This is a genomic window from Paraburkholderia fungorum, from assembly GCF_046027215.1.
GTDB classification, from domain to species: Bacteria; Pseudomonadota; Gammaproteobacteria; order Burkholderiales; family Burkholderiaceae; genus Paraburkholderia; species Paraburkholderia fungorum_D.
Map to the genome: position 1 here is coordinate 84,343 of NZ_JAQQEN010000001.1, position 24,638 is coordinate 108,980.

Annotated in this window: 20 protein-coding genes; 5 read left to right on the forward strand and 15 right to left on the reverse strand. The window is 62.3% G+C overall.

Annotated features, from left to right (window positions below):
- Positions 1-160 precede the first annotated feature (160 nt).
- The 7 genes from dksA to PQR27_RS00415 form a co-directional block, all read right to left on the reverse strand.
- Entirely contained in the window at positions 161-580 is a 420-nt protein-coding gene (gene dksA, locus PQR27_RS00385; protein ID WP_012431412.1) for an RNA polymerase-binding protein DksA, read from the reverse strand.
- A 585-nt stretch (positions 581-1,165) separates the two neighbouring features.
- Positions 1,166-2,260, reverse strand: a complete 1,095-nt coding sequence (locus PQR27_RS00390; protein WP_408521763.1) for a CobW family GTP-binding protein — start codon at positions 2,258-2,260, stop codon at positions 1,166-1,168.
- A 214-nt stretch (positions 2,261-2,474) separates the two neighbouring features.
- Complete coding sequence (locus PQR27_RS00395; protein WP_408521764.1) at positions 2,475-3,677, reverse strand: class I SAM-dependent rRNA methyltransferase; 1,203 nt, start codon at positions 3,675-3,677, stop codon at positions 2,475-2,477.
- Positions 3,678-3,767: 90 nt separating this feature from the next.
- Positions 3,768-4,691: a tyrosine recombinase XerC gene (xerC, locus tag PQR27_RS00400; RefSeq protein ID WP_408521765.1), complete on the reverse strand. Its 924-nt coding sequence runs from the start codon at positions 4,689-4,691 to the stop codon at positions 3,768-3,770.
- A gap of 28 nt (positions 4,692-4,719) precedes the next feature.
- Positions 4,720-5,439 (reverse strand): DUF484 family protein, encoded by a 720-nt coding sequence (locus PQR27_RS00405; RefSeq protein ID WP_408521766.1) that lies wholly within the window; start codon positions 5,437-5,439, stop codon positions 4,720-4,722.
- A gap of 66 nt (positions 5,440-5,505) precedes the next feature.
- Positions 5,506-6,369, reverse strand: a complete 864-nt coding sequence (gene dapF / locus PQR27_RS00410; RefSeq protein ID WP_408521767.1) for a diaminopimelate epimerase — start codon at positions 6,367-6,369, stop codon at positions 5,506-5,508.
- An 81-nt stretch (positions 6,370-6,450) separates the two neighbouring features.
- A complete protein-coding gene (locus PQR27_RS00415) occupies positions 6,451-7,335 on the reverse strand; it encodes a lipid A biosynthesis lauroyl acyltransferase (protein WP_408521768.1) in 885 nt (294 codons plus the stop codon).
- 288 nt (positions 7,336-7,623) lie between these two features.
- Here PQR27_RS00415 and metK point away from each other — a divergent pair, with 288 nt between their 5' ends.
- On the forward strand, positions 7,624-8,811 hold the full coding sequence (gene metK / locus PQR27_RS00420; RefSeq protein ID WP_408521769.1) for a methionine adenosyltransferase: 1,188 nt from the start codon (positions 7,624-7,626) through the stop codon (positions 8,809-8,811).
- A 144-nt stretch (positions 8,812-8,955) separates the two neighbouring features.
- Here metK and PQR27_RS00425 read toward each other — a convergent pair whose 3' ends face one another.
- The gene (locus PQR27_RS00425) at positions 8,956-9,324 is read right to left on the reverse strand and encodes a hypothetical protein (RefSeq protein ID WP_408521770.1); all 369 of its coding nucleotides are present in this window, start codon (positions 9,322-9,324) and stop codon (positions 8,956-8,958) included.
- Between the two features lie 462 nt (positions 9,325-9,786).
- Between PQR27_RS00425 and PQR27_RS00430 the strand changes: the two genes are divergently transcribed.
- The gene (locus PQR27_RS00430; RefSeq protein WP_408521771.1) at positions 9,787-10,548 is read left to right on the forward strand and encodes a phytanoyl-CoA dioxygenase family protein; all 762 of its coding nucleotides are present in this window, start codon (positions 9,787-9,789) and stop codon (positions 10,546-10,548) included.
- Between the two features lie 662 nt (positions 10,549-11,210).
- Here the strand turns inward: PQR27_RS00430 and PQR27_RS00435 are convergent.
- Positions 11,211-11,417 (reverse strand): DUF3185 family protein, encoded by a 207-nt coding sequence (locus PQR27_RS00435; protein WP_408521772.1) that lies wholly within the window; start codon positions 11,415-11,417, stop codon positions 11,211-11,213.
- Between the two features lie 213 nt (positions 11,418-11,630).
- Here PQR27_RS00435 and mgrA point away from each other — a divergent pair, with 213 nt between their 5' ends.
- A complete protein-coding gene (mgrA, locus tag PQR27_RS00440) occupies positions 11,631-12,674 on the forward strand; it encodes an L-glyceraldehyde 3-phosphate reductase (protein WP_408521773.1) in 1,044 nt (347 codons plus the stop codon).
- 209 nt (positions 12,675-12,883) lie between these two features.
- Here mgrA and PQR27_RS00445 read toward each other — a convergent pair whose 3' ends face one another.
- The 5 genes from PQR27_RS00445 to PQR27_RS00465 form a co-directional block, all read right to left on the reverse strand.
- Positions 12,884-13,069, reverse strand: a complete 186-nt coding sequence (locus tag PQR27_RS00445) for a hypothetical protein (RefSeq protein ID WP_063494498.1) — start codon at positions 13,067-13,069, stop codon at positions 12,884-12,886.
- Between the two features lie 266 nt (positions 13,070-13,335).
- Complete coding sequence (locus PQR27_RS00450) at positions 13,336-14,616, reverse strand: MFS transporter (RefSeq protein WP_408521774.1); 1,281 nt, start codon at positions 14,614-14,616, stop codon at positions 13,336-13,338.
- Between the two features lie 123 nt (positions 14,617-14,739).
- Positions 14,740-16,239, reverse strand: a complete 1,500-nt coding sequence (locus PQR27_RS00455; protein WP_408521775.1) for an efflux transporter outer membrane subunit — start codon at positions 16,237-16,239, stop codon at positions 14,740-14,742.
- Positions 16,236-17,429, reverse strand: a complete 1,194-nt coding sequence (locus PQR27_RS00460; protein ID WP_408521776.1) for an efflux RND transporter periplasmic adaptor subunit — start codon at positions 17,427-17,429, stop codon at positions 16,236-16,238. The genes PQR27_RS00455 and PQR27_RS00460 overlap by 4 nt, the downstream gene beginning before the upstream one ends.
- An 82-nt stretch (positions 17,430-17,511) precedes the next feature.
- Complete coding sequence (locus PQR27_RS00465; RefSeq protein ID WP_408521777.1) at positions 17,512-20,694, reverse strand: efflux RND transporter permease subunit; 3,183 nt, start codon at positions 20,692-20,694, stop codon at positions 17,512-17,514.
- A gap of 415 nt (positions 20,695-21,109) precedes the next feature.
- On the opposite strand from PQR27_RS00465, the gene PQR27_RS00470 reads away from it, so the two are divergent.
- Both PQR27_RS00470 and PQR27_RS00475 read left to right on the forward strand, forming a co-directional pair.
- Complete coding sequence (locus tag PQR27_RS00470) at positions 21,110-21,322, forward strand: hypothetical protein (protein WP_144143966.1); 213 nt, start codon at positions 21,110-21,112, stop codon at positions 21,320-21,322.
- A 101-nt stretch (positions 21,323-21,423) separates the two neighbouring features.
- Positions 21,424-22,452 (forward strand): serine/threonine protein kinase, encoded by a 1,029-nt coding sequence (locus tag PQR27_RS00475; RefSeq protein WP_408521778.1) that lies wholly within the window; start codon positions 21,424-21,426, stop codon positions 22,450-22,452.
- A 34-nt stretch (positions 22,453-22,486) separates the two neighbouring features.
- On the opposite strand, the gene PQR27_RS00480 is transcribed toward PQR27_RS00475, so the two are convergent.
- Positions 22,487-24,388: a DUF3857 domain-containing transglutaminase family protein gene (locus PQR27_RS00480; RefSeq protein ID WP_408521779.1), complete on the reverse strand. Its 1,902-nt coding sequence runs from the start codon at positions 24,386-24,388 to the stop codon at positions 22,487-22,489.
- Between the last annotated feature and the right edge of the window lie 250 nt (positions 24,389-24,638).

Here is a 24,638-nt window from a genome sequence, read left to right on the forward strand (position 1 = left end):
CCACTAGCGGGCTTCCCGCGGCCTTCCACCGGCCCGCGGCAAGTGTGCCGTCGTGCACGCGGCGTAGCGGCTTGCAAAAGAAAAAAGGCGCACGGATCACCGTGCGCCTCTCGACGAAGCAGCGTATGTGGGCGCGGAGCCGAAGCCGCGCCGATGGCGTTCAGTCGCCGAACAGCTTCTGGCGCAGTTCGCGGCGTTCCTGCGCTTCAAGCGACAGGGTGGCCGTGGGTCGTGCGAGCAGACGCGGAATGCCGATCGGCTCGCCGGTTTCTTCGCACCAGCCGTAATCGCCAGAATCGATGCGCGCGATCGATTGCTGCACTTTCTTCAGCAGCTTGCGTTCGCGGTCGCGCGTGCGCAGTTCGAGCGCATGCTCTTCCTCGATCGTTGCGCGGTCGGCCGGGTCCGGCACGATTACTGTTTCGCGCAGGTTCTCGGTCGTCTGGCCGGCATTGCGGAGAATGTCCGCCTGCAGCTGTTCGAGCTTGTTCTTGAAGAAAGCGAGCTGATCCTCATTCATGTAATCCTTGTCGCTCATCTTCAGGATTTCGGCTTCAGTCAAGAGTCGTTTCGTCGTCATCTGGCTTGCTTCTTCAATGTGAGGCAAAACTCTTACATAGTGCCCGCACTTTCGTGTTGCCCGCAAAGACGCCTCGAAGACGCTGAGCGCCAAGGCGAGCACGGACGATGGGCTGTCGTGACGCCGCAGCGCCTGGCGCCCACGCGCCCGGCGTCGCTACGCCAATGCGGGGCCGAACTCCTCTGGAAACCGGTTCTCAAATGCTCCTGAGGCATTGCTTGCCGGCAGCGCGCCTTTTCAGGCGGTGCCAGGCATTCTCGGCGTATTGCCCGGATGAGATTTTCCGGCGCCGTTTCAGGCCCGGCGCGTGATACGCGCTGACCGGGCAATTCGTTGTCATTCTCCAGTGGGCACGTATTGTAACTGAATCACAATCCAGCACCGCAACTGGTGAAAATCCCCTGCGGCACACTGATATCCCGAAAATATAACGCGCGCACGATCAAAAAGCGATGGTCGTGCACGCATTAATACAGCAGGGTTTTCACGTGTTTTTCATACGCGCGACATTTCAGCGGCCTTTCGCCGCTCCCGGACGCAATTCAGCAGACGAATGACGTGGCAAGCGTGCCCCGCCAAGGTGCTTTAGACCAGGCAGGCGTCCAGGCCGTCGGTGATCAGATCCTGCGGCAGTTCGATGCCGATGAACACCATCTTGTTGGTCTTCTTCTCGATCGGTTGCCATTTCGCGGCCAGATCGCTGCCCATCATCTGATGCACGCCCTGGAACACTACCTTGCGGTCGACGCCCTTCATATACAGCACGCCCTTGTAGCGCAGCAGACGCTCGCCGTAGATCTGCAGAATGCCGCCGAGGAAGTCTTCGAGCTTGTTCGCATCGAACGGACGGTCGTTGCGGTAGACGAACGATTTGATCTTGTCGTCGTGGTGCGCGTGGTGGTGATGGGCGTGATCATGGCCTTCGTGATCGCACTTGCCGTGGTCGTGATCGCAGTTTTCGTGATCGTGATCGGCGTGGGTGTGGCCATGCTCGTCGTGAGCATGCGCGTGGCTGTGCGCGTGTTCGTCTTCAGCGAGGAAGTCCGGATCGATTTCGAGCTTCGAATTCAGATTGAAGCCGCGCAGATCGAAGATTTCCTTGATGTCCGCTTCGCCGAAATTGACGACCTTGATCGCCGCCCGCGGATTCATATGCAGCAGGCGGTGGCGCAGATCGTCCATATGCTTTTCATCGACCAGATCGGCCTTCGTGATGAACAGACGATCGGCAAAGCCGACCTGGCGCTGCACCACTTCGTGCTCGTCCAGTTGATGGTTCGCGTGCTTCGCGTCGACCAGCGTGATGATCGCGTCGAGCAGGAATTCGTCGGCGATCTGGTTGTCCATGAAGAACGTCTGCGCGACCGGGCCGGGGTTCGCGAGGCCGGTGGTTTCTATCACAACGCGGTCGAAATCCACTTCGCCGGATTGCTTCTTCGCCGCCAGATCACCCAGCACGCGCGACAGGTCGCCGCGAATCGTGCAGCAGATGCAGCCGTTGCTCATCTGGATGATCTGCTCGCTTGTGTCCTGCACGAGGATTTCGTTGTCGATGTTCTCTTCGCCGAACTCGTTCTCGATCACGGCGATCTTCATGCCGTGCTTTTCGTTCAGGATGCGCTTGAGCAGGGTAGTTTTACCGCTGCCGAGAAAGCCGGTCAGGATGGTAACTGGAATCATGTGGGTCGCCTGTAAGTACGTGGGTCTATGCGTAGTCTAATGCCGCAGCGAATGCGTTTGCGAAGCCGTTTCACCGGGCGCGCCAGCCTGGCGGCGCGCAGCCCGATCAAGCCGGATATTGAAACATATCTGTCGAGCCAGTGCTGGCGGTGGGTCCAAACCGGAGGTCCAGTCCGTTTCGCCACGCCCAGATATCACCCTGAAATTGGGGCGATCAGGCGATTTGCAACAACAGGCCCTTGAGATACTCGCCTTCCGGGAATGCGGTGAGCAAGGGGTGATCCACGCCGGCGCCGAGACGCTTGAGAATTCGTGCATCCACGCGCGCATCCGCAGCCGCGCTGGAGACAATCTTCTGGAACAGTTCGGAATCGATGGCGCCGGAGCACGAGTAGGTGAACAACAGGCCGCCCGGGCGCAGCAGCTTCAGGCCGGTCAGATTGATATCCTTGTAGGCGCGCGACGCGCGGTCCACGTGTTCACGCGACGGCGCGAATTTCGGCGGATCGAGCACGATCAGGTCAAAGCGCTCGCCCTCGTCGTAAAGACGACGCAGAGTCTTGAACGCGTCGGCGTCGAGCCAGGTGGCGCGTTCGGCATCGAAACCGTTGGCCGCGACGTTCTGCTGGGCGAGCGCCAACGCCTCACCCGACGAATCGATCGACACCACGCGTTTGGCGCCGCCTTTGAGCGCCGCGAGCGAAAAGCCGCCGGTGTAGCAGAAGCAGTTCAACACGTCGCGATCCTGCGCGAGCTGCTGCACCAGCAGGCGGTTGTCGCGCTGGTCGACGTAAAAGCCGGTCTTGTGACCGTTGCGCACGTCCACGTGATAGCGCACGCCGTTTTCGCTCGAGATCAGTTTTTCCGATGGCGCTTCGCCCGCCAGCACGCCGACGATCTGTTCAAGCCCTTCTTTCTGGCGGATCGACACGTCCGAGCGTTCGTAGACGTTCGGGCAACCGGTCGCGGCGGTCAGTGCCGCGACGATTGGTTCCTTCCACGCTTCCACGCCGGCCGCCATGAACTGGCACACCAGCTGGCTGCGCTGGCCTTCGTCTTCGGCGACGTAGTGGTCGACGATCAGGCCGGGCAGACCGTCCGCTTCCCCGAAAATCAGCCGCACCGCGCCGGTGTCGTGGACCATCGTCTGACGATGCGCCAGCGCGCGCTGCACGCGGCGCTTGAAGAACGCGTGATCGATCGGCTCGGCTTCGTCGAAGCTCCATACGCGGGCGCGGATCTGCGAATGCGGGCTGTAGGCCGCGCGGGCGAGGAACCGGCCGTCGTGCGCGCGCACCAGCACGGTGGCGCCGGCAGCGGGATGGCCATCCACGCGATCGATCGCGTTGGCATAGACCCACGGATGGCGGCGCAGCAGCGACTTTTCTTTCGACGGTTTGAGCGTAACGATATTCATCAGGGTGTCAGCAGAGCAAGGTGCCGCATGGCAACGGCGCATACGGCGGGTGAAGCGAAAGGCGGAGACTGCAAACCGCAATGCGCGGAGTCAGTCGCGTTTTTTGGCGCGCGGATGCGCCTGATCGTAGACGTGCGCAAGGTGCTGGAAATCGAGCGCGGTGTAGACCTGGGTTGCGGTGATGCTGACGTGGCCGAGCAGTTCCTGCACGGCCCGCAGATCGCCGCTCGATTGCAGCACGTGGGTGGCAAACGAATGCCGCAACACGTGCGGGTGCACGTTGGCGGGAATGCCGGCGACCAGCGCCGCGCGCTTCACGCGGTCGCGTACGACATTCGGCGACAGGCGATTGCCGCGCGCCGACAGAAACAGCGGATGCGGATCGTGCTTCACCATCTGGTCGCGTACTTCGAGCCACGCACGCAGGGCGCCGAGTGCTTTGCTGCCGACCGGCACGATGCGGCGCCGGTTGCCCTTGCCAAGCACTTCGACTTCGGCGGCGTCGAGCTTGAGCCAGCCTGCCGAGCGGTAGCCATCGGCGTCGGCGAAACGGGCGTCGAGGCCCACCAGTTCAGCGAGACGCAGGCCCGACGAGTAGAACAGTTCGAGCATCGCGTGATCGCGAAGACCTTCCAGCGACGCAGCGGGCGGGCTGTCCATCAGGCGCGTGGCGTCGTCGACGGACAGCGCTTTCGGCAGTGTTTTGGGCTGCTTCGGCGCGCGCACGGTGGCGACCGGATTCGCGGGCAGGTCGACGCGGCCAGCCAGCCAACGGTAAAACGCGCGCCATGCCGAGAGCCGGTGGCTGATCGAGCGCGCCGTCAGGCCGCCTGCGTGCGCGCGGGAGACCGCGCCGCGAATGTCGACGGCCGTCAGGCTTTGCAGCGGCCGGCCTTTGGCCAGCAGCCTCAGTTCTTCGAGTTCGTGGGTGTAGCCGCGCAGCGTGTGCGCCGACAGCCGCCGCTCGTGTTCGAGATTCGACAGGTAGGCGGCGATCGGGTCGGCTTCGGTCACGATGGCTTGGCGGCGGAGCAGCGCGGGATCAGCGCGGCAGCAGGCGGCTGAGCGCCGCGCTTGCGAGGGCGCCGATCTGCGTCAGGAAATCGGTGGCCATGCCGTCGTGAAAGCGCCGCGCGTCGGCCGAGCCCATCACCAGCAGACCGAAGGTGGGGGCTTCTTCCTTGCCCTCGGGGTCGCGCAGGGCGAGCAGCGCAATTGATTCGGTGGCGTGCGCGGACTCTCCCGCGAGTCCCGCCGCCGCGTCGTCGCTGACGGCCGATAGCGCCGGCACCAGCCACTGCGCGGCCTCGAAGCCGGTGTTCGCGCCGCAATACGGCGTGGTGAGACTGTTCGCGAAGATCCGCACTTCCTCGCCGACATGGCGCGCGAATTCGGCTTGCGCATAAGGCTCGGCGACATCCCACACGCGCAGCGCGGCTTGCGGCACGTCGAAAATATCGCGCAGACCGGTGGCGATCGTGCGCGGCAGCGCGTACGGGTCGCGCTCGGCCATCACGCGAATGGTCCAGCGATTGAATTTCGAGGCGATGCTGTCGTTCTCGTGGCCGTAACGCAGCAGTTCGGCAAGGCGCCGTTCGAGAAGCTTGTTCTTGTCGCGCAGCATTTCCATCTGCCGCTCCTGCAGCGACGCCGCGGCTTTACCGTGCGGGTTCGCAAGCCGGATGGTCGCGAGCATTTCCGCGTGTTCGGCGAAGAATTCGGGGTTGGCAAGCAGATAGTCGGCGACTTCGCGATCGTTCATGGTTTCGGCTAAAGGACTACCGGGCGACGTCTTGGGGCGGCGCATCGGTCAATGGGGTTGGGCCGGTTACTCGGCCAGTTCGATTTCACCCTGGAAGACGGTTGCCGCGGGACCGGCCATCAGCAACGGCGTGCCTTCCTGCGTACTGTCCCACGTAATGGTCAGCGTGCCGCCGTGCGTGTGCACGAGCACCGGTGCATCCAGCAAGCCGCGGCGAATGCCGGCGGCGACCGCGGCGCAAGCACCCGTACCGCACGCCAGGGTTTCGCCGGCGCCGCGTTCGTAAACGCGCAGTTTGATCTCGCTACGGCCGACGATCTGCATGAAGCCCGCGTTCACTCGCTGCGGGAAGCGTGCATGCCGCTCGATCAGCGGGCCATCGGTGAGTACCGGGAATGCTTCGACGTCGTCGACGACCTGGACGGCATGTGGATTGCCCATCGACACCACGGAAATCCAGCGCGTGGCGCCGTTCACGTCGAGCGGCCAGAGCGTGTCCGCGCCTTCACTGCGGCCTTCGAGGCCCTTGGTGGCGAACGGCACGCGCGGCGGTTCGAACACCGGCGTGCCCATGTCCACCAGCACCTCGCCGTTGTCCTGCATGGTCAGCGTAATGGTGCCGTTCTGCACTTGCACGCGCACGCTGCGCTGGTCGGTCAGACCGCTGTCGCGCACGAACTTGACGAAGCAGCGCGCGCCGTTGCCGCAGTGCTCGACTTCGCCGCCGTCGCAATTGAAGATCCGGTATCTGAAATCGACACCGTCAACCGTCGGCTTTTCGACCAGCAGCAACTGGTCGGCGCCGACGCCGAAATGCCGGTCGGCGAGCGCGCGCACCTGCGCCGGCGTCAGGTTGACCGGTTGGGTGTAGCCGTCGAGCACGACGAAGTCGTTGCCCGCGCCGTGCATTTTGGTGAATTTCAGTTTCATCACGCTATTGTAAGTGACGCGCCAGCGGGTGCGCCGGGCGCGGCGTCATTTCCGCGTTCGGGTGCTTTTTTTCGTAAACGGTCAATAGAAGCTCGGGTCGCCAGGCGGCCGGGTCTTGAAGCGCTTGTGCACCCAGTAATACTGCTCGGGCATGAGCGGGATCTGTTCTTCGAGGAAGGCGTTCATGCGGCGCGCGTCGGCGTCGTCGTCGCCAGTGGGGTAGTTTTCCCACGGCTTGAACACCTTCAGCCGATAGCCCTTGTAGTTTGGCAGCACTTCGCCAATGAACGGCAGGATCTGTGCATGCCCGACCTTCGCAAGACGACCGACCGCGGTCAGCGTGCAGGTGGGGACGCCGAAGAACGGCACGAAAGTGGAATTGCGTGCGCCGTAGTCCATGTCGGCGCCGAGCATCACCGGCTTGCCTTCCCGCAGCCAGCGCAGCACGATGCGCGCGCTGTCGGCGCGGCTCGCCATGTCGGCGCCGAAGCGCCCGCGCGCGGCCTTCGCGACTGCTTCAAGTTCCGGGTTCGACATCGGCTGATACAGCGAGCCGCATTGACGCTGGAGCGAGTAGTTCAGGAAGATCGAACCCGCTTCGATACCGACGAAGTGAAAGCCGAGCAGCAGCGTGGGCGGCATGTTGGGGTCGGTGAGATCGACCGCGCTGTCGAGCTGAATCAGTTTTTCGAGCTTCTTTGCCGATCCGAACCACTGGACACTGCGCTCCAGGTAGCTGCGGATAGCGTGGCGGAAGTGCTTCTGGGCGACCTCTTCGCGGCGCGCTTCGCTCCACTCGGGAAAGCATAGCTTCAGATTGATATGGACAATGCGCTTGCGTCGGCTCGGGACCTGGTACAGCAACCAGCCGAGGCCGTCGCCGAGGCGGGCGATCAGGCCGTACGGCAGCAGCGCGAACAGTTTCAGCAGCGCGATGGCGAGCCTGGTGGCGAAGCGACTCAGCATATCGCCCCCATATGCGGGGCGCTGCACATTGCTGAAATCGGAAAAGCGGAAAAATGGACGTAATACCGCACTAGAGGGCACTCTGTGACAATCAAAGGAAGTCGCTATAATACGGTCTTCGCCGAGTTAATAGACAACTTGCGGGGCGAAGCCGGCGGGTGCGAACCACATGACTACACGTGGTTTGGTATCCGTAGGTAAGGTAATCCGCTAAAGCGTCGCCGCTTCAAGGCTCCCGAAGCTGGCTACGTGAAACTCAACCGTAACCACACAACAGGAGTCTGCAACGTGGCAAACGACTATCTCTTCACCTCCGAATCCGTTTCCGAAGGCCATCCCGACAAAGTCGCGGATCAGATTTCGGACGCCATCCTCGACGCCATCCTGGCTCAAGACAAGTATTCGCGCGTCGCCGCCGAAACGCTGTGCAACACGGGTCTGGTCGTGCTGGCCGGTGAAATCACCACCACGGCGAACGTCGATTACATCCAGATCGCGCGCAACACGATCAAGCGCATTGGCTACGACAACACCGATTACGGCATTGACTACCGCGGTTGCGCGGTGCTCGTCGCATATGACAAGCAATCGCCTGACATCGCTCAAGGCGTGGACCGCGCGCACGACAACAACCTCGATCAGGGCGCTGGCGATCAGGGCCTGATGTTCGGTTATGCATGTGAAGAAACCCCGGAACTGATGCCGCTGCCGATTCACCTGTCGCACCGTCTGGTGGAGCGTCAGGCGAATCTGCGCCGTGACGGCCGTCTGCCGTGGCTGCGTCCGGACGCGAAGTCGCAAGTCACCGTGCGTTATGTCGATGGCAAGCCGCATGCGATCGACACCGTCGTGCTGTCCACGCAGCACTCGCCGGACATCGATCTGACCACGCTGCGCGAGGCCGTGATCGAAGAAGTGATCAAGCCGACGCTGCCGGCCGAGCTCATCAAGGGCGACATCAAGTTCCTCGTGAACCCGACTGGCCGGTTCGTGATCGGTGGTCCGCAAGGCGATTGTGGTTTGACTGGCCGCAAGATCATCGTCGATACGTACGGCGGTGCCGCACCGCACGGCGGCGGCGCGTTCTCGGGCAAGGACCCGTCCAAGGTCGACCGTTCGGCGGCTTACGCTGGCCGTTACGTGGCGAAGAACATCGTGGCTGCCGGTCTGGCGTCGCGCTGCCTGATTCAGGTGTCGTACGCAATCGGCGTGGCGCAGCCGACTTCGGTCATGGTCAACACGTTCGGCACGGGTCGCGTGTCGGATGCGACGATCACGAAGCTCGTGCAGGAGCATTTCGACCTGCGTCCGAAGGGCATCATTCAAATGCTCGACCTGTTGCGCCCGATCTATGAAAAGAGCGCGGCTTACGGCCACTTCGGCCGCGAAGAGCCGGAATTTACGTGGGAAGCCACAGATAAAGCTTTGGCACTCGCCGAAGCCGCCGGCACGGAACCCGTCGCCGCGGTTGCGTAAGCACGGCTGACCGGCTCGTCCGGTCTTAGCAAAAAACCCCGTCGGCGCGAGCCGGGCGGGGTTTTTTAATGTCTTGCCGCAACGTAGAACGGCGCGCGCTCACCTGCAGCGGTGATTCGACGCGGCTGGTTGAAACGCGGGCGTTTAACGGCTCGCGAATGCAAACGCAAACCAGCCGGTACTTCCGTTCGTCGACATACGGCGCGGGCGGCGGCTGGTATTCTGCGGCGCGGCGACCGGTGCGCTGCGCGGCGCGCTCAGACGAAGCGGCGTCGGTTTGCGCAGCAGCGTGCGCAGCGAAAAGCGGCGTGCGCTACCGTGCAGGCGCAGCGCGGAAAAGAAGGTCTGGAACCAGGTGCGGATGCCGTCGACCGCTTTCGCGTCGCGCCATTGCTCGCCTAATGCGCGCGTGCGGGTGGCGTGGTGGCGCAGAGCGCGCACGACATGGCGGCGCGCGGGACGCGCGGCTTTCAATGCAGCATGGGTAAGACGGGTGCTCAGAAGAGTATGCATGGCTTCACAAGTAGGCAACGTGTCGCGCGACGGGATGTCCTTTAGACGGAGCACCAAATATGCCAATGGCGGTGTCGCGACGGACGGCGCGAAAGCCCGGAATTTGACTGAAAAGGGCGCAGAGGGCGGCGGATTTGGCCATAGCGGCCTGTGCGTGCCGCGAGAGTGCGTGCGTGGCGATCAACATGCGTGCAGGCTACACGTGATTCATGACGTCAGAAAGTCCGTTTTTACCCTGCGAATAGGGGTTTTTACGGGGTGAAGACGGCTGCGCGCGAGGTTGGATCGTACCCTTTGTGGTCGATTTTCGTGCGCGTTTGCCCTGTCTGCGTGCTGTGCGATTCACTGTCGCGCCTGAAAGTAGTGCGTTGGACTGCGGCTTTTCGCAGGGCGAAACAGCGCACAGTCCGATCGCGCCCGTTTTACAATCGAACATCGGCTAGTCGAAAGTAACGGAACACCATGTCACTCCATTCGAAGAAAGAGCAGATTCAAGCGTTGCGGGAGCAGGGCTTTGTTGTTGTACCGGGGTTGGTGTCGCCTGAGCGATGTGTGGAATTGACGCAGATTGCGCAGCGGCAGTTGCAGGAGGCGGCGGCGCCGATCGAGTTTGAAGCGGATTTGCGTTATCCGGGGGCACCGGAGTCCAGGTACGCGCCGGGAGGACATACGGTGCGGCGGCTGCTTGACGCGTATGGGCGTGATCCGGCTTTTGCGCAATGGGCGACCGCGCCGGAGATTCGTGGCTGGATGGAGTTGTATTTCGGTGAGGAGCCACGCTTATCGCGGGCGCATCACAACTGCATGATGACCAAGCATCCTGCTTATGGCAGTTTGACGGGCTGGCACCGCGACGTGCGGTATTGGTCGTTCGAGCGTGACGACCTGGTTTCGGTGTGGCTTGCTGTGGGAGATGAGACGGTTGATAACGGCGCGTTGTGGTTGGTGCCGAAGTCACATAGTGCGGCTTTTACTTCCGAGCGTTTTGATGAGGCCAAGTTTTTTCGCTCGGACCTCGAGGAGAATCAGGCGCTGATTCGCACGGCTGTGTCGCCTGAACTGCGCGCCGGCGATGTGGTGTTTTTTCATTGCAATACGTTGCATTCGGCGGGGAAGAATCTTAGCGATCAGGTTAAGTTTTCTTTGGTGTTTACCTATCACGGGGTAAGTAATGTGCCCCTGCCGGGGTCTCGGTCGGCTTCCAAACCTGAAATTGCTTTTTAGGTTTTTGCCTTTGGCGGCGGCATTTTCCTGTGTCTGCGGCGTTGGCCTTTCCTTGTTTTGTTTCTGGTTTATTAGCGTTCCCCCTGTGCGGGGGGGCACCTACTTTTCTTTGCCGCCGCAAAGAAAAGTAGGCAAAAGAAAGCGGCTCCAACCGCAAATTTTTAAGCGGGTCCCCTGGCTTGGAGGGGATCGTGGCTCCGTAGAGATTGAGCCTGCGCACCTGCTCTCGTGAGTGACCAGGCCGTCATTCCTCCGGCGGCGCTGCGCGCGCCGGGGCGGTACTTCACAAAACAGTCGGTGTATTTCGGCGCCTCGCCGAGGCGAAGCCGACGGCCCCCACCGTGTACAAACGAAGCCCCCGGTTTCCCTGGCAGACCCATCCGCGACGCACGCAGTGCGGAGTGGGAGCGAATGACGGCTGTGTCACTGGCGCTTATGGACCGAGGTGTGATCCGTTAATCGCACCACCAGCCCCTCCAAGCCAGGGGACCTGCTTAAATGTTGGCGGTGTGAGCCGCTTTCTTTTGCCTACTTTTCTTTGCGGCCGGCAAAGAAAAGTAGGTGCCCCCCCGCACAGGGGGAACGCTAATAAACCAATAAAAAATGAAACAACCACCGCCGCAGGCACACAGCAAAAATGCCGCCGCCAAAGGCAAAAACCGCTACTTCCTCCGCCCAGAAACAGCAACCCCAGTCAACCCAGCAACAGTGGCGACAACGCCACCAATAATGAGCATGATCGCCTTATTGGTCGGAGACCCAGTAAAAACCCGTGACACCTCGCTACTAACCGAATTAAACGCTTGCCCGCCGAAATACAACAACACGATACCGCCAACAATCAGCGCGATTGAAATCGCCTTACCCATATAAACCTCCCCGATTAACCTGAATCGGTCCAAAGTGTAGGGGACCAACCTACAACCGTCCATCCCGCATACTGGACATCTGCAGGCATCACGCCGATTGGCTACCATATCGGTCTGCCCTGGTCTCACACATACAAAAAACCAAACGCCCCGCAGCATGCAATCTCCCACGCCCGCAATTGCCGGGCGACTTCAACTTCAAGGACTCTAGCAATGGCTTACGAAGCAGCTTCAGAACGCTATTCGGACATGCAATACCGCGTCTGCGGCAAGTCGGGTCTCAAACTGCCAGCGCTGTCGCTGGGCCTCTGGCACAACTTCGGGGACACCACGCCAATCTCCACGCAGCGCGATATCCTGCGCACGGCCTTCGATCTCGGCATCACCCACTTCGACCTCGCCAACAACTACGGCCCGCCGTACGGCAGTGCGGAAACCAATTTCGGCCGTCTGTTCAAAGACGACTTCAAACCGTATCGCGACGAACTGCTGATCTCATCAAAGGCAGGCTGGGACATGTGGCCAGGCCCATACGGGCAGGGCGGCGGCTCGCGTAAGTATGTGCTCGCAAGCCTCGATCAGAGCCTGCAACGCATGGGGCTCGACTACGTCGATATCTTCTATTCGCATCGCTTCGATGCCGACACGCCGCTCGAAGAAACCGCCGGCGCATTGGCAAGCGCGGTCCAGCAAGGCAAGGCGCTGTACATCGGGATTTCGTCGTATTCGGCAACCAAGACGCTCGAAATGGCCCGGCTGCTCGCCGAGTACAAAGTACCGCTGCTGATTCATCAGCCGGCCTACAACATGCTCAACCGCTGGATTGAACACGAACTGCTGGATACGCTCGAGAAAGTCGGCGCAGGCTCTATCGCCTTCACGCCGCTGGCGCAGGGGCTGCTCACCGGTAAATACCTGAACGGCGTGCCGCAAGACGCGCGCGTCAACAAGCCGGGCGGCGGCTCGCTAAAGCAGGAACACCTGAGCCCGCAAAACATCGAACACGTGCGCAAGCTCAACGATATCGCGCAGCGTCGCGGACAAAGCCTCGCGCAGATGGCACTCGCCTGGGCTCTGCGCGATCAACGCGTCACCTCCGTGTTGATCGGCGCAAGCCGCGCCGAGCAGGTGCGCGAAAACGTCGGTGCGCTGAAAAACCTCGCGTTCTCGAAAGACGAACTCGCGGAGATCGACCGCTATGCGACCGAAGGCGGCATCAATTTGTGGGAAAAGCCGTCGACGGATCAGGCGATCTGATCCACCACCTTTCCATGCGCTGGAAACAGACGTGGAAAAAGAAAAGCCGCCTGCAAGGCGGCTTTTTTATCGGCGCATGTCAAACGCGGCTTGTTTGCACGGAGCGGCTACACGCTACCATCGCAGTGACCGCAGTCACGCGCGCAGTGACGCGTTCAGTGAACCGAACCATCGGCAAAAGCGTCCAGCTACGTCTTCGCCAGCCCTCACTACACCAGCGCAGGCAATCCTTCGACCAGCACGACCGCGAACATCACGCCAATCAGCGCGCCAAGCACCCGCAGCGCGTTGTGCCGCAATTCCGTCTTGCAGGGGAGCGCGCCCACAAACAGGGCGCCGGCCAGCGCCATCGGAATGACCAGGATGAAATCGCCGATTGTGAAGTAGGTCGTCATAGTCGTCTCCTTATGTAGTACCCGCGCGGACAGCGGCTCTAGTGCTGGAGTCATGTCATTGCCAACGCTCGATTCGAGTATAGGCGACGGTTAGATCAACGTAACGACGCTTTGCGGCGCTGCAGCGCGTATTCGCAAGCCGCTGAACCCGGCCAGGCAACGGCAGCCAAGATGCCGCGCCGCAGCAAACACACGGTAAAACAGTGAAGCGTTTGCTTACACTGGCCTTACTTTCGAAGCCTATTCGATGCCCGGTGGGTCGGTATTCATGCGACGAGGCGCTCGCGTGCGCGCAACCGGATTGTCGCGGCAAGGCCAACGGCGAGCAGCGCCAGCACGAGCCCGGCGACGCCGTTCCAGCCATAACCGGCCCAGACATGACCGCCATAAGAGCCGACGACGCTCGAGCCGACGTAATACGCGAGCAGATACAGCGCGGCAGCCTGGCCCTTGGCCTCTTTGGCAAGCAGTCCGACCCAGCTGCTCGCCACCGAGTGGCCGGCAAAGAAGCCGAACGTCACACATGCGATGCCAGCTGCAATCGCCATCAACGGATGCAACATCGTGAGTCCGAGGCCGAATGCCATCAGGAGCAGGCTGCCGGTCAGCACGCGCGCTCGCCCGAACGTATCGGCCATGCGTCCGGACCACGGCGACGCCACCACGCCCATGAGATACACGACGAAGATCGCGCCGATTTCCGCCTGACTCAACTGATAAGGCGGCGCAAGCAGACGGAAGCCGATGTAGTTGTACAGCGTGACGAAACTACCCATCAGCACGAAGCCGAGCAGGAACAGCAAGGGCAGTCCGGGCCGCGTGAATTGTTTGAGCAGCGCACTGCGATGGTGGCCGAAGCCCAGTCCACGGCGCGGCACGAAATGACGCGAGGGCGGTAGCAAGGCGCGAAACGCGAGCATCGACAGAATGCCGAGCACGCCGATTGTGCCGATCGCAGCGCGCCAGGAAAACAGATCCGCGACGACGCCCGTGATGACGCGCCCGGCCATCCCGCCAATCGCCGTGCCGCCGACGTATAGACCCATCGCGAGGCCGAGTCCATCCGGGCGCACTTCTTCCGCGAGGTACGCCATCGCGACGGCGGGCACCCCGCCAAGTGCGAGTCCTTCAAGCGTGCGCAACACGAGCAGTTGCTGCCACTGCGGCGCGATGGACACACCGATCGTCAAAAGCGCCGACACGGTGAGCGAAGCCGTCATCAGCTTGTGGCGGCTCCAGCCTTCCGAAACGAAACCGGCGACAAACACGGCGAGCGCGAGCGCGGCGGTGGACAGCGAGAGCGACAAACTGCTTTCGGCCGGCGTCACGTTGAATGCCGCCGAAAGCGCCGGCAGCAATGGCTGCACGCAATACAGCAGCGAGAAGGTTGCATAACCGGCGAATAGCAGCGCAATGCTGGCGCGCCAATACGCGCGTGTGCCGCGTTCGAGATAGGGGATATCGGGCCCGGCCCGGGACGCGGGAGAGTGAGACGAAGGCGGAACGGCCGAAGTAGCAGTCCGGTCGGATTCCGGCGATGCGGTCACGAAACAATCTCCTTGGGAAACGCAGTAGGCAACAGGTTCGAAGGTGTTAAGGATACGCTGATAAACGTAAGCAGGCGGGCGGCCGCACATTGTCATGCGGCACGGCACGTCTGAAATGCACGGTTAGCCGTGCGCTGCGGCATCGCTTGCAGGCGTGGCCGGATGCACGATCTGTTCGTCGGTTGGCAGCGCGGACACATCCCAGCCGCCGCCCAAGGCTTTGATCAAGGCGACGCTCGCGGCCATCCGGCGGCGCGCAATCGATACTGCGTCGCGTTCATTGGTGAGCGCCGTGGTTTGCGCGACCACGACATCGAGATACGTGATCGCGCCGTTTTTATAGCGGTTCGAGACGACCGCCAATGAGCGCTGCGCGGCGCTCACCGCGTCGTCCTGCGCAGCGGCTTCCTGATCGAGGATGCGCAAGGCGGCGAGGTTGTCCTCGACCTGACCGAACGCGGTCAGCACCGTCTGCCGATATTGCGCGACGCTTTCGTCGTAATGCGCGCGGGCCTGGTCTTTCACCGACGCCCGGCCGCCGAAGTCCAGCAAGGTCCCCGCGAGGGCTGGCCCGAGCGACCACAAGCGGCTCGGCGCCATCAGCCATTGGCTGTAGTTGGTTGCTTCGAGGCCACCTGTCACCGACAAAATGAGGTTCGGAAAAAACGCCGCCGTCGCCACGCCGATCTGTGCGTTCATATCGGCGACGTGCCGCTCGGCAGACGCGATGTCGGGCCGCCTTTCGAGCAACGCCGACGGTACGCCCGTCGCCGCGACTACCGGCGCTGCGGTAAGCGGCGCCACCGGCAGCGAGAAAGTAGACGGCGTCTGGCCGATCAGGATCGCGATCGCGTGTTCGAGTTGCGCGCGCTGCACGCCGAGGTCGAGCGCCTGCGCCTGGGTGGTTTGCAACTGCGTTTGCGCCTGCGCGACGTCGGCGTCGGTGGCGATGCCGCCGGTGTAACGATGCTGCGTCAGATCGACGGCTTCCTTGTAGGCCTTGATCGTGTCATCGAGAAGCTGGCGCTCCTGATCGAGTCCGCGCAGCTCGAAGTAGTCGGTGGCAAGCTCGGCCTGCATCGAAAGCAGCACGGCTTGTGTGTCGGCGGCGCTTGCCTGCGCCTCGGCTTTCGCGCCTTCGACGCTGCGCGACACGCGGCCCCACAAGTCCGGTTCCCACGAGGCGTCCGCCTGCACGAGGTAATCGTTCAGCGTGAGGCCGGCAGTCGATTTGTGCAGCACATTCGACGACGAACGCGCGCGCGAATAGTCGCCATTGGCGCTCACAACCGGGAAGAAGCCGGAGCGATATTGCGCGACCGTGGCGCGGGCGGCGCGAAAGCGCGCTTCGGCGGCCTGCACGTTCTGGTTCGCGCTCGCCACCTGCTGCTCGAGTGCGTCGAGCGACGGATCAGCGTAGACGCCCCACCAGGCACCGCGCGCGATGGTGTCGGCGGGTTGCGCGGGTTTCCAGCCGGTGCCTTCGAGTTCTTTGTAGGTCGCGGCGGAAGTGGCGGGCGGCTTGACGTAATCGGGGCCGACGGTGCAGGCCGCGAGCGCGCAGGCGACGGCCAGCGCCGAGGCAAGCGGTCCAATACGGCGAGCGGATGCCGGCGCTTTCACGATGCACCTCCCGCCTTGCCTGGCACGATCCGCACCGGCGCGCCGTCGACGATCGAATCCTGCGGATTCAGAATCACCTGTTCGTCGCCATGCAAGCCGGAAACGATTGCCACGCGCGTGCCGAAGTCCGTCCCGAGCGAAACCGGCATCAGCTTCACCTTGTGATCGGCATCGACGGTTGCGACCTTCACGCCATCCGGGCGAAACAGCAGCGCGTTGCCGGGCAGGGTGAACGGCGCCGCACCCGTGCCCAGCGCGAAATGCACCTGCGCGTACGCGCCCGGCAGCAGATCGCCATTGCGATTGTCGACATCCACCTCGACCAGCATGGTGCGCTGTTGCGGATCGACGGCGCCCGCGGTGCGGGCCACGGTGCCGGGATAATGTTTCGACGGCGTCTCGGTCAGCGTCAGAAACGCTGTTTGCCGCGCGCGAACCTGTTGCGCGTACGCCTGCGGCACGTTCACATATACGCGCAATCTATCGGCCTGCGCGACGTGGAACAGTTCCTTGGCGGGTCCGCCGGAACTGCCGGCGTCGATCAACGCGCCGACATCGACGTTGCGCGCGGTCACGATGCCGTCGAACGGCGCATAGACCTTCTGGAACGACTGCGTTTTCTCCAGACGCGCGACATTGAAACGCGCCGCGTCCAAGGTGGCTTTTTTCGCCAGCATGTCGCCCACTTTTTCGTCCGTTTCCTGCTTCGAGACCGATTTGCTCTGGAGCATGTCGGTCCAGCGGTCGGCGGTGCTTTTCGCAAGCGCGTAGTTGGCGTTGGCATTCGCGAGATCGGCACGGGCCGCGCGCAATTGATCGTCGACTTCGGGCGTATCGATCTCAGCGAGCAGCTGGCCATTCTTTACCTGTGCGCCAATGTCGGCATACCACTTCTTCAGATAGCCGTTGGTGCGTGCGTAAATCGGCGTGTCGAGAAACGCCTGCACGTTGCCCGGCAGCACGAGATCGAGTCCGGTTGTCGACTTTTGCGGACGCACGACTTCCACGCTCGTCTGGCTCATATGCTCGGCCTCGCGTTCGAGCGCGGCGTGCGCATCATGGCGCGACCAGATGCCCTGCGCGGCGAGCGCAATGACGGCGAGCGCCACCGCCACGATGATCCAGCGCGCGCGCTTGCCCGTTGCCGAGCTGTGCGCCGCATTGAATTCGTCTGGACGTTTTCCTTCCATCAAACTTCCCCTGTTGGAATAACTGGACAGTCGAGGCTGCCTCTTGTGCTTCGTGTTGCTGGTGCGGCGCGCAAGCGGGACATCATGGCTTTTGCACCACGTGTTCGGCTGCACGCTGACGCCGCGCCGCAAGCCGCCGGTAGATCATCGAGAACACCACCGGCACGAAGATCAGTGTGGCCAGCGTGCCGATCGTCAGGCCGCCGATCACCGCGCGCCCGAGCGGCGCATTCTGCTCGCCGCCTTCGCCGAGACCGATAGCCATCGGCACCATGCCGATCACCATCGCGAGCGCGGTCATCAGCACGGGACGAAAACGCGTGAAGCCCGCTTCGATCGCCGCGCGCGTGGCGTCGCCGTGTTCGAGCAGTTGCTCGCGCGCGAAGCTGATCACGAGGATCGAGTTCGCGGTGGCGATGCCGATACACATGATCGCGCCGGTCAGCGCCGGAATCGACAGCGTCGTGTGGGTGAGGAACAGCATCCACACAATGCCGGCCAACGCGCCGGGCAGCGCCGTGATGATGATGAACGGATCGAGCCATGACTGGAAATTCACCACGATCAGCAAGTACACCAGCAAGATCGCGAACACGAGGCCCGCGAACAGACCTGAGAACGAATCGTTCATCGTCTGGACCTGGCCGCGTACCTCGACGGTCGAGCTTTTGGGCAGATCGGCTTTGGCGTCGTCGATGATCTTGCGGATGTCGTCGGAAACGCCGCCCAGGTCGCGGCCGTCGGCGGTGCCGAAAATGTCGATGGTGGTTTGCGCGTTGTAGTGCGTCAGCACGGCGTTGCCCGCCTCGCGTTTCATGGTGGCGAGCGAGCCGAGAATGTTGCTGCGCCCGTTCGCGTTCAGCGGAATGTTGGCGAGCGACTGCAGCGAATCGATCGTGTATTGCGGTGCTTCCGTGATCACGTTGTAGCTGACGCCGTTACGCGGATTGAGCCAGAACGTCGGCGTGGTCTGCTGGCTGCCGGACAGTGTAATCAGCAGATTGCTCGCGATATCGCGTTGCGAAAAACCGGCTTGCTGCGCGCGCGTACGGTCCACGTCGATAAAGATGCGCGGCAAATCGGCGGGTTGCTGGATGCGCGCATCGGCGAGACCCGGCACTGTGCGCAGGCGGTTCAGCAACTTTGCGGAGAAGGCGCGATTGCCGGCCACCTCGCGCCCGACAATCTGAATGTCGATCGGTGACGGCATGCCGAAGTTGAGCGTCTGACTCACAATGTCCGCCGGCAGGAATGCGAACTGTACGCCGGGGAATTCGTCGGTGAGCGTACGGCGCAGCGTGCGCACGTAGCCGGCGCTCGGATGGTGATCGGGATTCAGCGTGATCAGGATGTCTGAATCCGAGGTGCCGATCGTGCCGGTGTTGCTGTACGAGAGATTGATGCCCGAGACCGGTAAACCGATATTGTCGATGAGCGAATGCAACTCGCCCGGCGGTATCAACTGACGAATCCGCGTGTCGACGCGATCGGTCACCACCGCGGTTTCCTCGACCCGCATGCCGGTTTTGGCACGCAGATGCAACGCGATGGTGCCGGCATCCACTTGCGGGAAAAAGTCGCGGCCGAGAAACGGCATCAGCAGCATCGAGGCACCACAGCAGACCAGAAACAGCGTTACGAAAAGGCCCGGACGCGCAACCCGTGCTTCGAGAAACACGCGATAGCGGTCGCGAAAACGCGCGAAGCCGCCTTCGAACGCGTAGTGCACGCGCATGAATGGATTGCGTGTTTGCTGTGGCGCGTGATGCAGGTCCGCGGGTTTGTGGTGATGCCGCAGCAGGTATTTCGCAAGCGTCGGCACAAGCGTGCGCGAGAAGAAATACGAGGCCAGCATCGCGAACACCACTGCTTCCGCGAGCGGAATGAACAGATAGTGCGCGACGCCCGTCAGCAGAAACATCGGCACGAACACGATGCAAATCGACAAGGTCGAGACCAGGGTCGGAATCGCAATCTGATGCGCGCCGTCGAGAATCGCCTGCTCGAGCGTCTTGCCCTGTTCGAGTTGATGGCTGATGTTTTCGATTGCCACGGTCGCATCGTCCACCAGAATCCCGACCGCGAGCGCGAGGCCGCCGAGCGTCATGATATTGATGGTTTCGCCGAGCATCGACAGTGCGATGATCGACGTGATCATCGACAGCGGAATCGATACCGCGATGATCAAGGTCGCGCGCCAGTTGCCGAGGAACAGCAGGATCATCAGGCCCGTCAGACACGCGGCGATCAGCGCCTCGCGCAACACGCCCTGCACCGAGGCGCGTACGAACAGCGACTGGTCGGCAACCGGATCGATATTCAGCGAGGCAGGCACGAGATTGCGCAGCGTCGGCATCATGGTCTTGATGCGATCGACAATTTCGAGTGTCGACGTATTGCCGCTTTTGTTGATGGTCAGCAACGCGGCGCGCTGGCCGTTCACGCGCACGATGTTGGTCTGCGGCTGGAAGCCGTCACGCACGTGCGCGACATCGCGGATATAGACGGTGCCGTTCGCGGTGGATCTGATCGGAATGTTATTGAGGCCGGCGAGCGAATCCGGGCTGCCGTTCATTTCCACCGAGTATTCCGTCGCGCCGATTTTCGCGGTGCCCGAGGGCAAGATCAGATTCTGTGCGGTGACCGCGTTGACCACATCCATCGGCGACAGATTGCGCTCCTGCAGCTTGCGCGAGTCGATATCGACCATGATCTGTCGCTGCTTGCCACCGTACGGCAGCGGCGCCGAGGCGCCGGGCACGGTGGCGAGTTGCGTCTTCAGAAAGTTGTTGCCGAAGTCGAATAGCTCCTGCTCGGTGAGCGAAGCGGACGACAGCGCGAGGCGCAGGATCGGCACCGTCGAGGCGTTATAGCGCAGGATATTTGGCGGCGTGATGCCGGGCGGCAGCGAACGCAATTGCGTTTGTGACAGCGCGGTGACTTCGGCGAGTGCTTCGTCGATATTCGCGTGCGGTTGAAAAAAGATCTTCACCACCGCGATTCCGTTGAGCGAAGTCGACTCCGTATGTTCGATATCGTTGACCGCGGTCGACAGCCCGCGTTCGTAGTTCAGCACGATGCGCTTTTCCATTTCGTCAGCGGGCAGGCCGTTATACGACCAGATCACCGACAGCACGGGAATGTCGATATTTGGGAAAATGTCGGTGGGCGTGCGCAGAATCGTCAGCGGACCGACGATCAGCAAAAGCAGGGCCAGCACGACAAAAGTGTAGGGGCGCCGCAGCGCCAGACGAACGATCCACATGGCTAGTGAGCTTGATGAAAGCCGGCGCCGCCGGTGTGGCGCGCATGGCGGCCATGAGGTATGCCGCGGCGAGGGCCGGCGGGCACAATGAGTGGATCAAGCGGATCGTTCTGATGGTGCATGATTTTGATATATCGCCCCGGCTGGGTTTATGATGGTCTCGTTACGACGCTTTACGCCCAGATCATCGGCCCGGCGCGCTGTAATGGGAATAGGGCGAAACGACGGGTGAACAGCCCTCAGTTCGCGCTTTCCACGGCCCCGCAAAACGGGAACAATGACTCGAACCTCTCACGCGTATTACGCGCAGCAGATTGGGTGCGTACGCAACGTTATTGACGAAGCGACGCTTTTATCATCACCTTGACCGGCGTGGCAATCATAAAGCCGGCTATGGGAGAAACGGGGAAACATCATGCAAATCGGTTCCATTGTCCGATCGGTGCATATCGCCGTGCCGCAAGGCGCGCGCGGGATCGTCATGCGCATTCTCGGTGACATGGCGATGGTGGCCTGGTATGCCGGTGAACCCGGCACGTCGGAACATCTGAACACTGAACCCTTTTTCCTTGAAGACCTGATCGATACGGGCGAGCAGGTGCGCCCGTCCAGCGCGCAGATACATTGAAGGCGGGTTGACTCCGGTTCGTGGTGGTAAGTGGCTTGTAAGCCCGTGCCTTGTGAGCCGATGCCCTCGTCTTTGACGGCGGCGCGGCGCACAATGCGGGCATGAACGACGACACTCCCGATCTACAGGACGGCGCCAACAGCGCCGTGCCTTTCGCCCGGCTCCAGCCGGAAATCGTGCTCGACGCGCTCGACAGCGTGCTCAGCACGGTCGGCGTGCGCACCGACGGGCGCATGCTGCCGCTCAACAGCTACGAGAACCGCGTGTACCAGGTGGGCGTCGAAGACGGCCCGCCGGTGGTCGCCAAGTTCTACCGCCCCGAGCGCTGGACCGACGCCGCCATTCTCGAAGAACACGCCTTTGTCGCCGATCTCGCCGCGCGCGAGATTCCTGCGGTGTCGGCGCGCGCTCTTGAAGGCCGTACGCTGCATACCTTCGACGGCTTCCGGTTCTCGATCTTCGAGCGCCGCGGCGGCCGAGCGCCCGATCTCGATCGACGCGATACGCTCGAATGGCTGGGGCGCTTTATTGGCCGCATCCATGCGGTGGGGCAGACGCAGAACTACACCGAGCGCCCCACACTCGACATCCACACCTTCGGCTACGAACCGCGCGACTTCCTGCTGTCACAGCGTTTCGTTCCGGACGACGTGCGCACTGCGTGGGAAACGGTGGTGAACCTTGCGCTCGAAGGGGTGGAACGTGCGTTCGAGCGTGCCGGCGAGATTCGCATGTTGCGAATGCATGGCGACTGTCATCCGAGCAACGTGTTGTGGACCGACGCCGGCCCACATTTCGTCGACTTCGACGACAGCCGCATGGGTCCTGCGGTGCAGGACTTGTGGCTGCTGCTGCCGGGCGAGCGCGCCGAAGCATCGCGCGCGCTGGCGGATCTGCTGGCCGGCTACGAGGACTTCTGCGACTTCGAGCCGCGCGAACTGTATCTGGTCGAGGCATTGCGCACGCTGCGGCTGATTCACTACCAGGCCTGGCTCGCGCGTCGCTGGGACGACCCGGCGTTTCCAGCGGCGTTTCCGTGGTTCAACACCCAGCGCTACTGGGAAGACCGCATCCTCGAACTGCGCGAGCAGCTCGGCGCGATGCAGGAAGGGCCGCTCTGGCCCGTCTGATCGTGGTGTCGCGTTAAGGGCGCCTGGACTGTTCCTAGGGCGCCTGCGACGCCACGCTCGACGACTCCACCGGCGTCGATTTGACGATCACTTCGGCGCGCACGTCGCGCCCGATCGCTTCGATGGCCGGGCGCATCTGTACGAAGTCTTCGGGCGTGCAGACGTCGGCTGCGAAATGGGTGGCGCCGTCGCGCGTCATCGTGACGACGTTGCTGGGTGGATCGAATGTGTACTGCGACTGGAAGTCGACGAAACGATCCTGGGTTCGCTTCGCCTCCGGCATGTCGAGCACGCGAAAATTGGCCGGCAAGGCGATGCGCGCGCGTTCGTGCAATTCGAGGTTGTGGCAGACGAACGGCTGCGTGCGCTGGCGTTCGCCAAGCCAGTAGCGGGTATCCGCATCGAAGCCACCGGCCAGACTGGTCAGCGCCGGAATCGACGCCGCCGCCCCAGGCACCACGAGACTCTCCAGCGTGCCCTTCATCGTGATGGTCAGCGGGCCGTCGGCGACGGTGAGGTCATTGGTGGTGAGAGTAGCGGTGCCGCGCAGATTGGCGCTGCGCAATTCCGCCTGAATCGACTCTTCACGTTGCGCCGGCGTTTGCATGCGCAACATGGCGCGCGCCTGTTCAGCGGATGCGCCGGATGCCTCCAGACGGTATGTGAAGCTCGCCGAGCCATCCGGCTCGAGCTTGATCGACAGGTCGGTGCTGCGCGTCATGAGTGCGGTGGCGGGCGTGTTGGCGAGCACGCCCTGATCGACGAGTACGGTGGGCCGGTTCATATCGGACGACGGCAGAAAGCCGAATTCAACATTCGACGCGGTTGAGTCGGCGTATTGCTGCAAATCAGGCAGCCACGTGATCACGTGATTGATGACCCCATAGCCCGGCACCGCGGGCAGCGTGTAGATCGTGCCGCTGCTGATCAGCGCCGGTTCATTGCGAATGCCGACGGCGTCGAGCATTGCGCCGTACAGCGCCACATGATCCTTGCAGTCGCCGTAGCGGTTCGCGAGGATCGCACTCGCGTTGTGCGGCACCACCGCGCCGCGCCCGACGTTGATCGCCACATAGCGGACATTGCGGCGCACCCAGTCGTAGAGCGTCTTGGCTTTGTCGCGCTGCGTGCGATCGTGCGCCGTGAGGTTTTGCGCGAGACGCGTGACGGTGGCGTCGCGTGCCGTTGGGTCGGCGGCCGATGCCTTGTAGGTTGCCGCGAACGCGGCGTAGTCGGGGAAGGTTGACACCATCAGGCGGTCGCCGTACGACACGTACGCAATCGAGCCGCGCTCGAGACGGCTGAAATGCGCTTTGTCATAGCGGTATTCGTAGCGCGTGCGGCCATCGTGCGTGACCGGCTGCAGAACCGTGAAGCCGCGTGCGTCGGCGTAGAGCGGTTTGTCGGCGGGCAGATCGTAGATCAGGCGGAAATTGCGGGTCGGGGCGAGATCCGGTGGCGTGAAGTCGCTGAATTCGCCGGGGACGATCGGCTGCTTTTGCGTCTTGCGATAGGTGAGATGCACGCGCGCGCCCGGCTCGACTGCGGGGAACACGATCACTTTTTCCTGGATGTCCTGGAACATTGGTGCGTCGAACGAGCGCGCTTCCTGGACGTCGCGAATCTGCTCGGGCTGTACGTCGTGACGCACACCGTCGGCGCTCGTCGTATAGGCCTCGATGATCTGCACGTCCGCCATGTTGCGGTTGAACCAGACATATTGCTGCGCCACTCGCGCGACGCCTGCTTCGCTGTTCACGCGCAGCGTCATCGAATCGAGCTTCGAGAATGAGCCGTCGGCACTGACGGTGAAGGTTTGCGTCTCGCCCTCGTTCGTATAGGGGTCATCGAGTTTCCCCGACACGCTCGCGCTTGCGACATGGATGCCGGCAAGCCAGCCAAGGGAGGCCAAACAGACTAAAGGGGCGAGGCGCATGGCGGGCAGGTATCCGAACGGCAACGTTGACGGGATCTGACAGGATCTGAGTAGATCGCTGCCTAGCGTCGGTTCGCGCCGCCTGGATGTCAAGCGGATGCCGCGCGTTGCGATTGAGGAAACGCCCCAATTATGTAATGATATCCATTCTCAATTGAAAGGCGTCGCCAGCTTTCTGTCACATTTCTCCTCCTCTGTGACTGCCAGCCAGCTTTTCAGCCGGATGGCCTGGACCGCAAGCCGGGTTGTC

Excerpts from the sequence above, each read along its gene's own strand:
- dapF (WP_408521767.1), bottom strand. The coding sequence starts at position 6,369 with ATGAAACTGAAATTCACCAAAATGCACGGCGCGGGCAACGACTTCGTC.
- PQR27_RS00405 (WP_408521766.1), bottom strand. The coding sequence starts at position 5,439 with ATGAACGATCGCGAAGTCGCCGACTATCTGCTTGCCAACCCCGAATTC.
- PQR27_RS00415 (WP_408521768.1), bottom strand. The coding sequence starts at position 7,335 with ATGCTGAGTCGCTTCGCCACCAGGCTCGCCATCGCGCTGCTGAAACTG.
- mgrA (WP_408521773.1), top strand. The coding sequence starts at position 11,631 with ATGGCTTACGAAGCAGCTTCAGAACGCTATTCGGACATGCAATACCGC.
- PQR27_RS00425 (WP_408521770.1), bottom strand. The coding sequence starts at position 9,324 with ATGCATACTCTTCTGAGCACCCGTCTTACCCATGCTGCATTGAAAGCC.
- PQR27_RS00445 (WP_063494498.1), bottom strand. The coding sequence starts at position 13,069 with ATGACGACCTACTTCACAATCGGCGATTTCATCCTGGTCATTCCGATG.
- PQR27_RS00430 (WP_408521771.1), top strand. The coding sequence starts at position 9,787 with ATGTCACTCCATTCGAAGAAAGAGCAGATTCAAGCGTTGCGGGAGCAG.
- PQR27_RS00480 (WP_408521779.1), bottom strand. The coding sequence starts at position 24,388 with ATGCGCCTCGCCCCTTTAGTCTGTTTGGCCTCCCTTGGCTGGCTTGCC.
- PQR27_RS00390 (WP_408521763.1), bottom strand. The coding sequence starts at position 2,260 with ATGATTCCAGTTACCATCCTGACCGGCTTTCTCGGCAGCGGTAAAACT.
- PQR27_RS00460 (WP_408521776.1), bottom strand. The coding sequence starts at position 17,429 with ATGGAAGGAAAACGTCCAGACGAATTCAATGCGGCGCACAGCTCGGCA.
- PQR27_RS00470 (WP_144143966.1), top strand. The coding sequence starts at position 21,110 with ATGCAAATCGGTTCCATTGTCCGATCGGTGCATATCGCCGTGCCGCAA.
- PQR27_RS00465 (WP_408521777.1), bottom strand. The coding sequence starts at position 20,694 with ATGTGGATCGTTCGTCTGGCGCTGCGGCGCCCCTACACTTTTGTCGTG.
- dksA (WP_012431412.1), bottom strand. The coding sequence starts at position 580 with ATGACGACGAAACGACTCTTGACTGAAGCCGAAATCCTGAAGATGAGC.
- PQR27_RS00475 (WP_408521778.1), top strand. The coding sequence starts at position 21,424 with ATGAACGACGACACTCCCGATCTACAGGACGGCGCCAACAGCGCCGTG.
- PQR27_RS00435 (WP_408521772.1), bottom strand. The coding sequence starts at position 11,417 with ATGGGTAAGGCGATTTCAATCGCGCTGATTGTTGGCGGTATCGTGTTG.
- PQR27_RS00395 (WP_408521764.1), bottom strand. The coding sequence starts at position 3,677 with ATGAATATCGTTACGCTCAAACCGTCGAAAGAAAAGTCGCTGCTGCGC.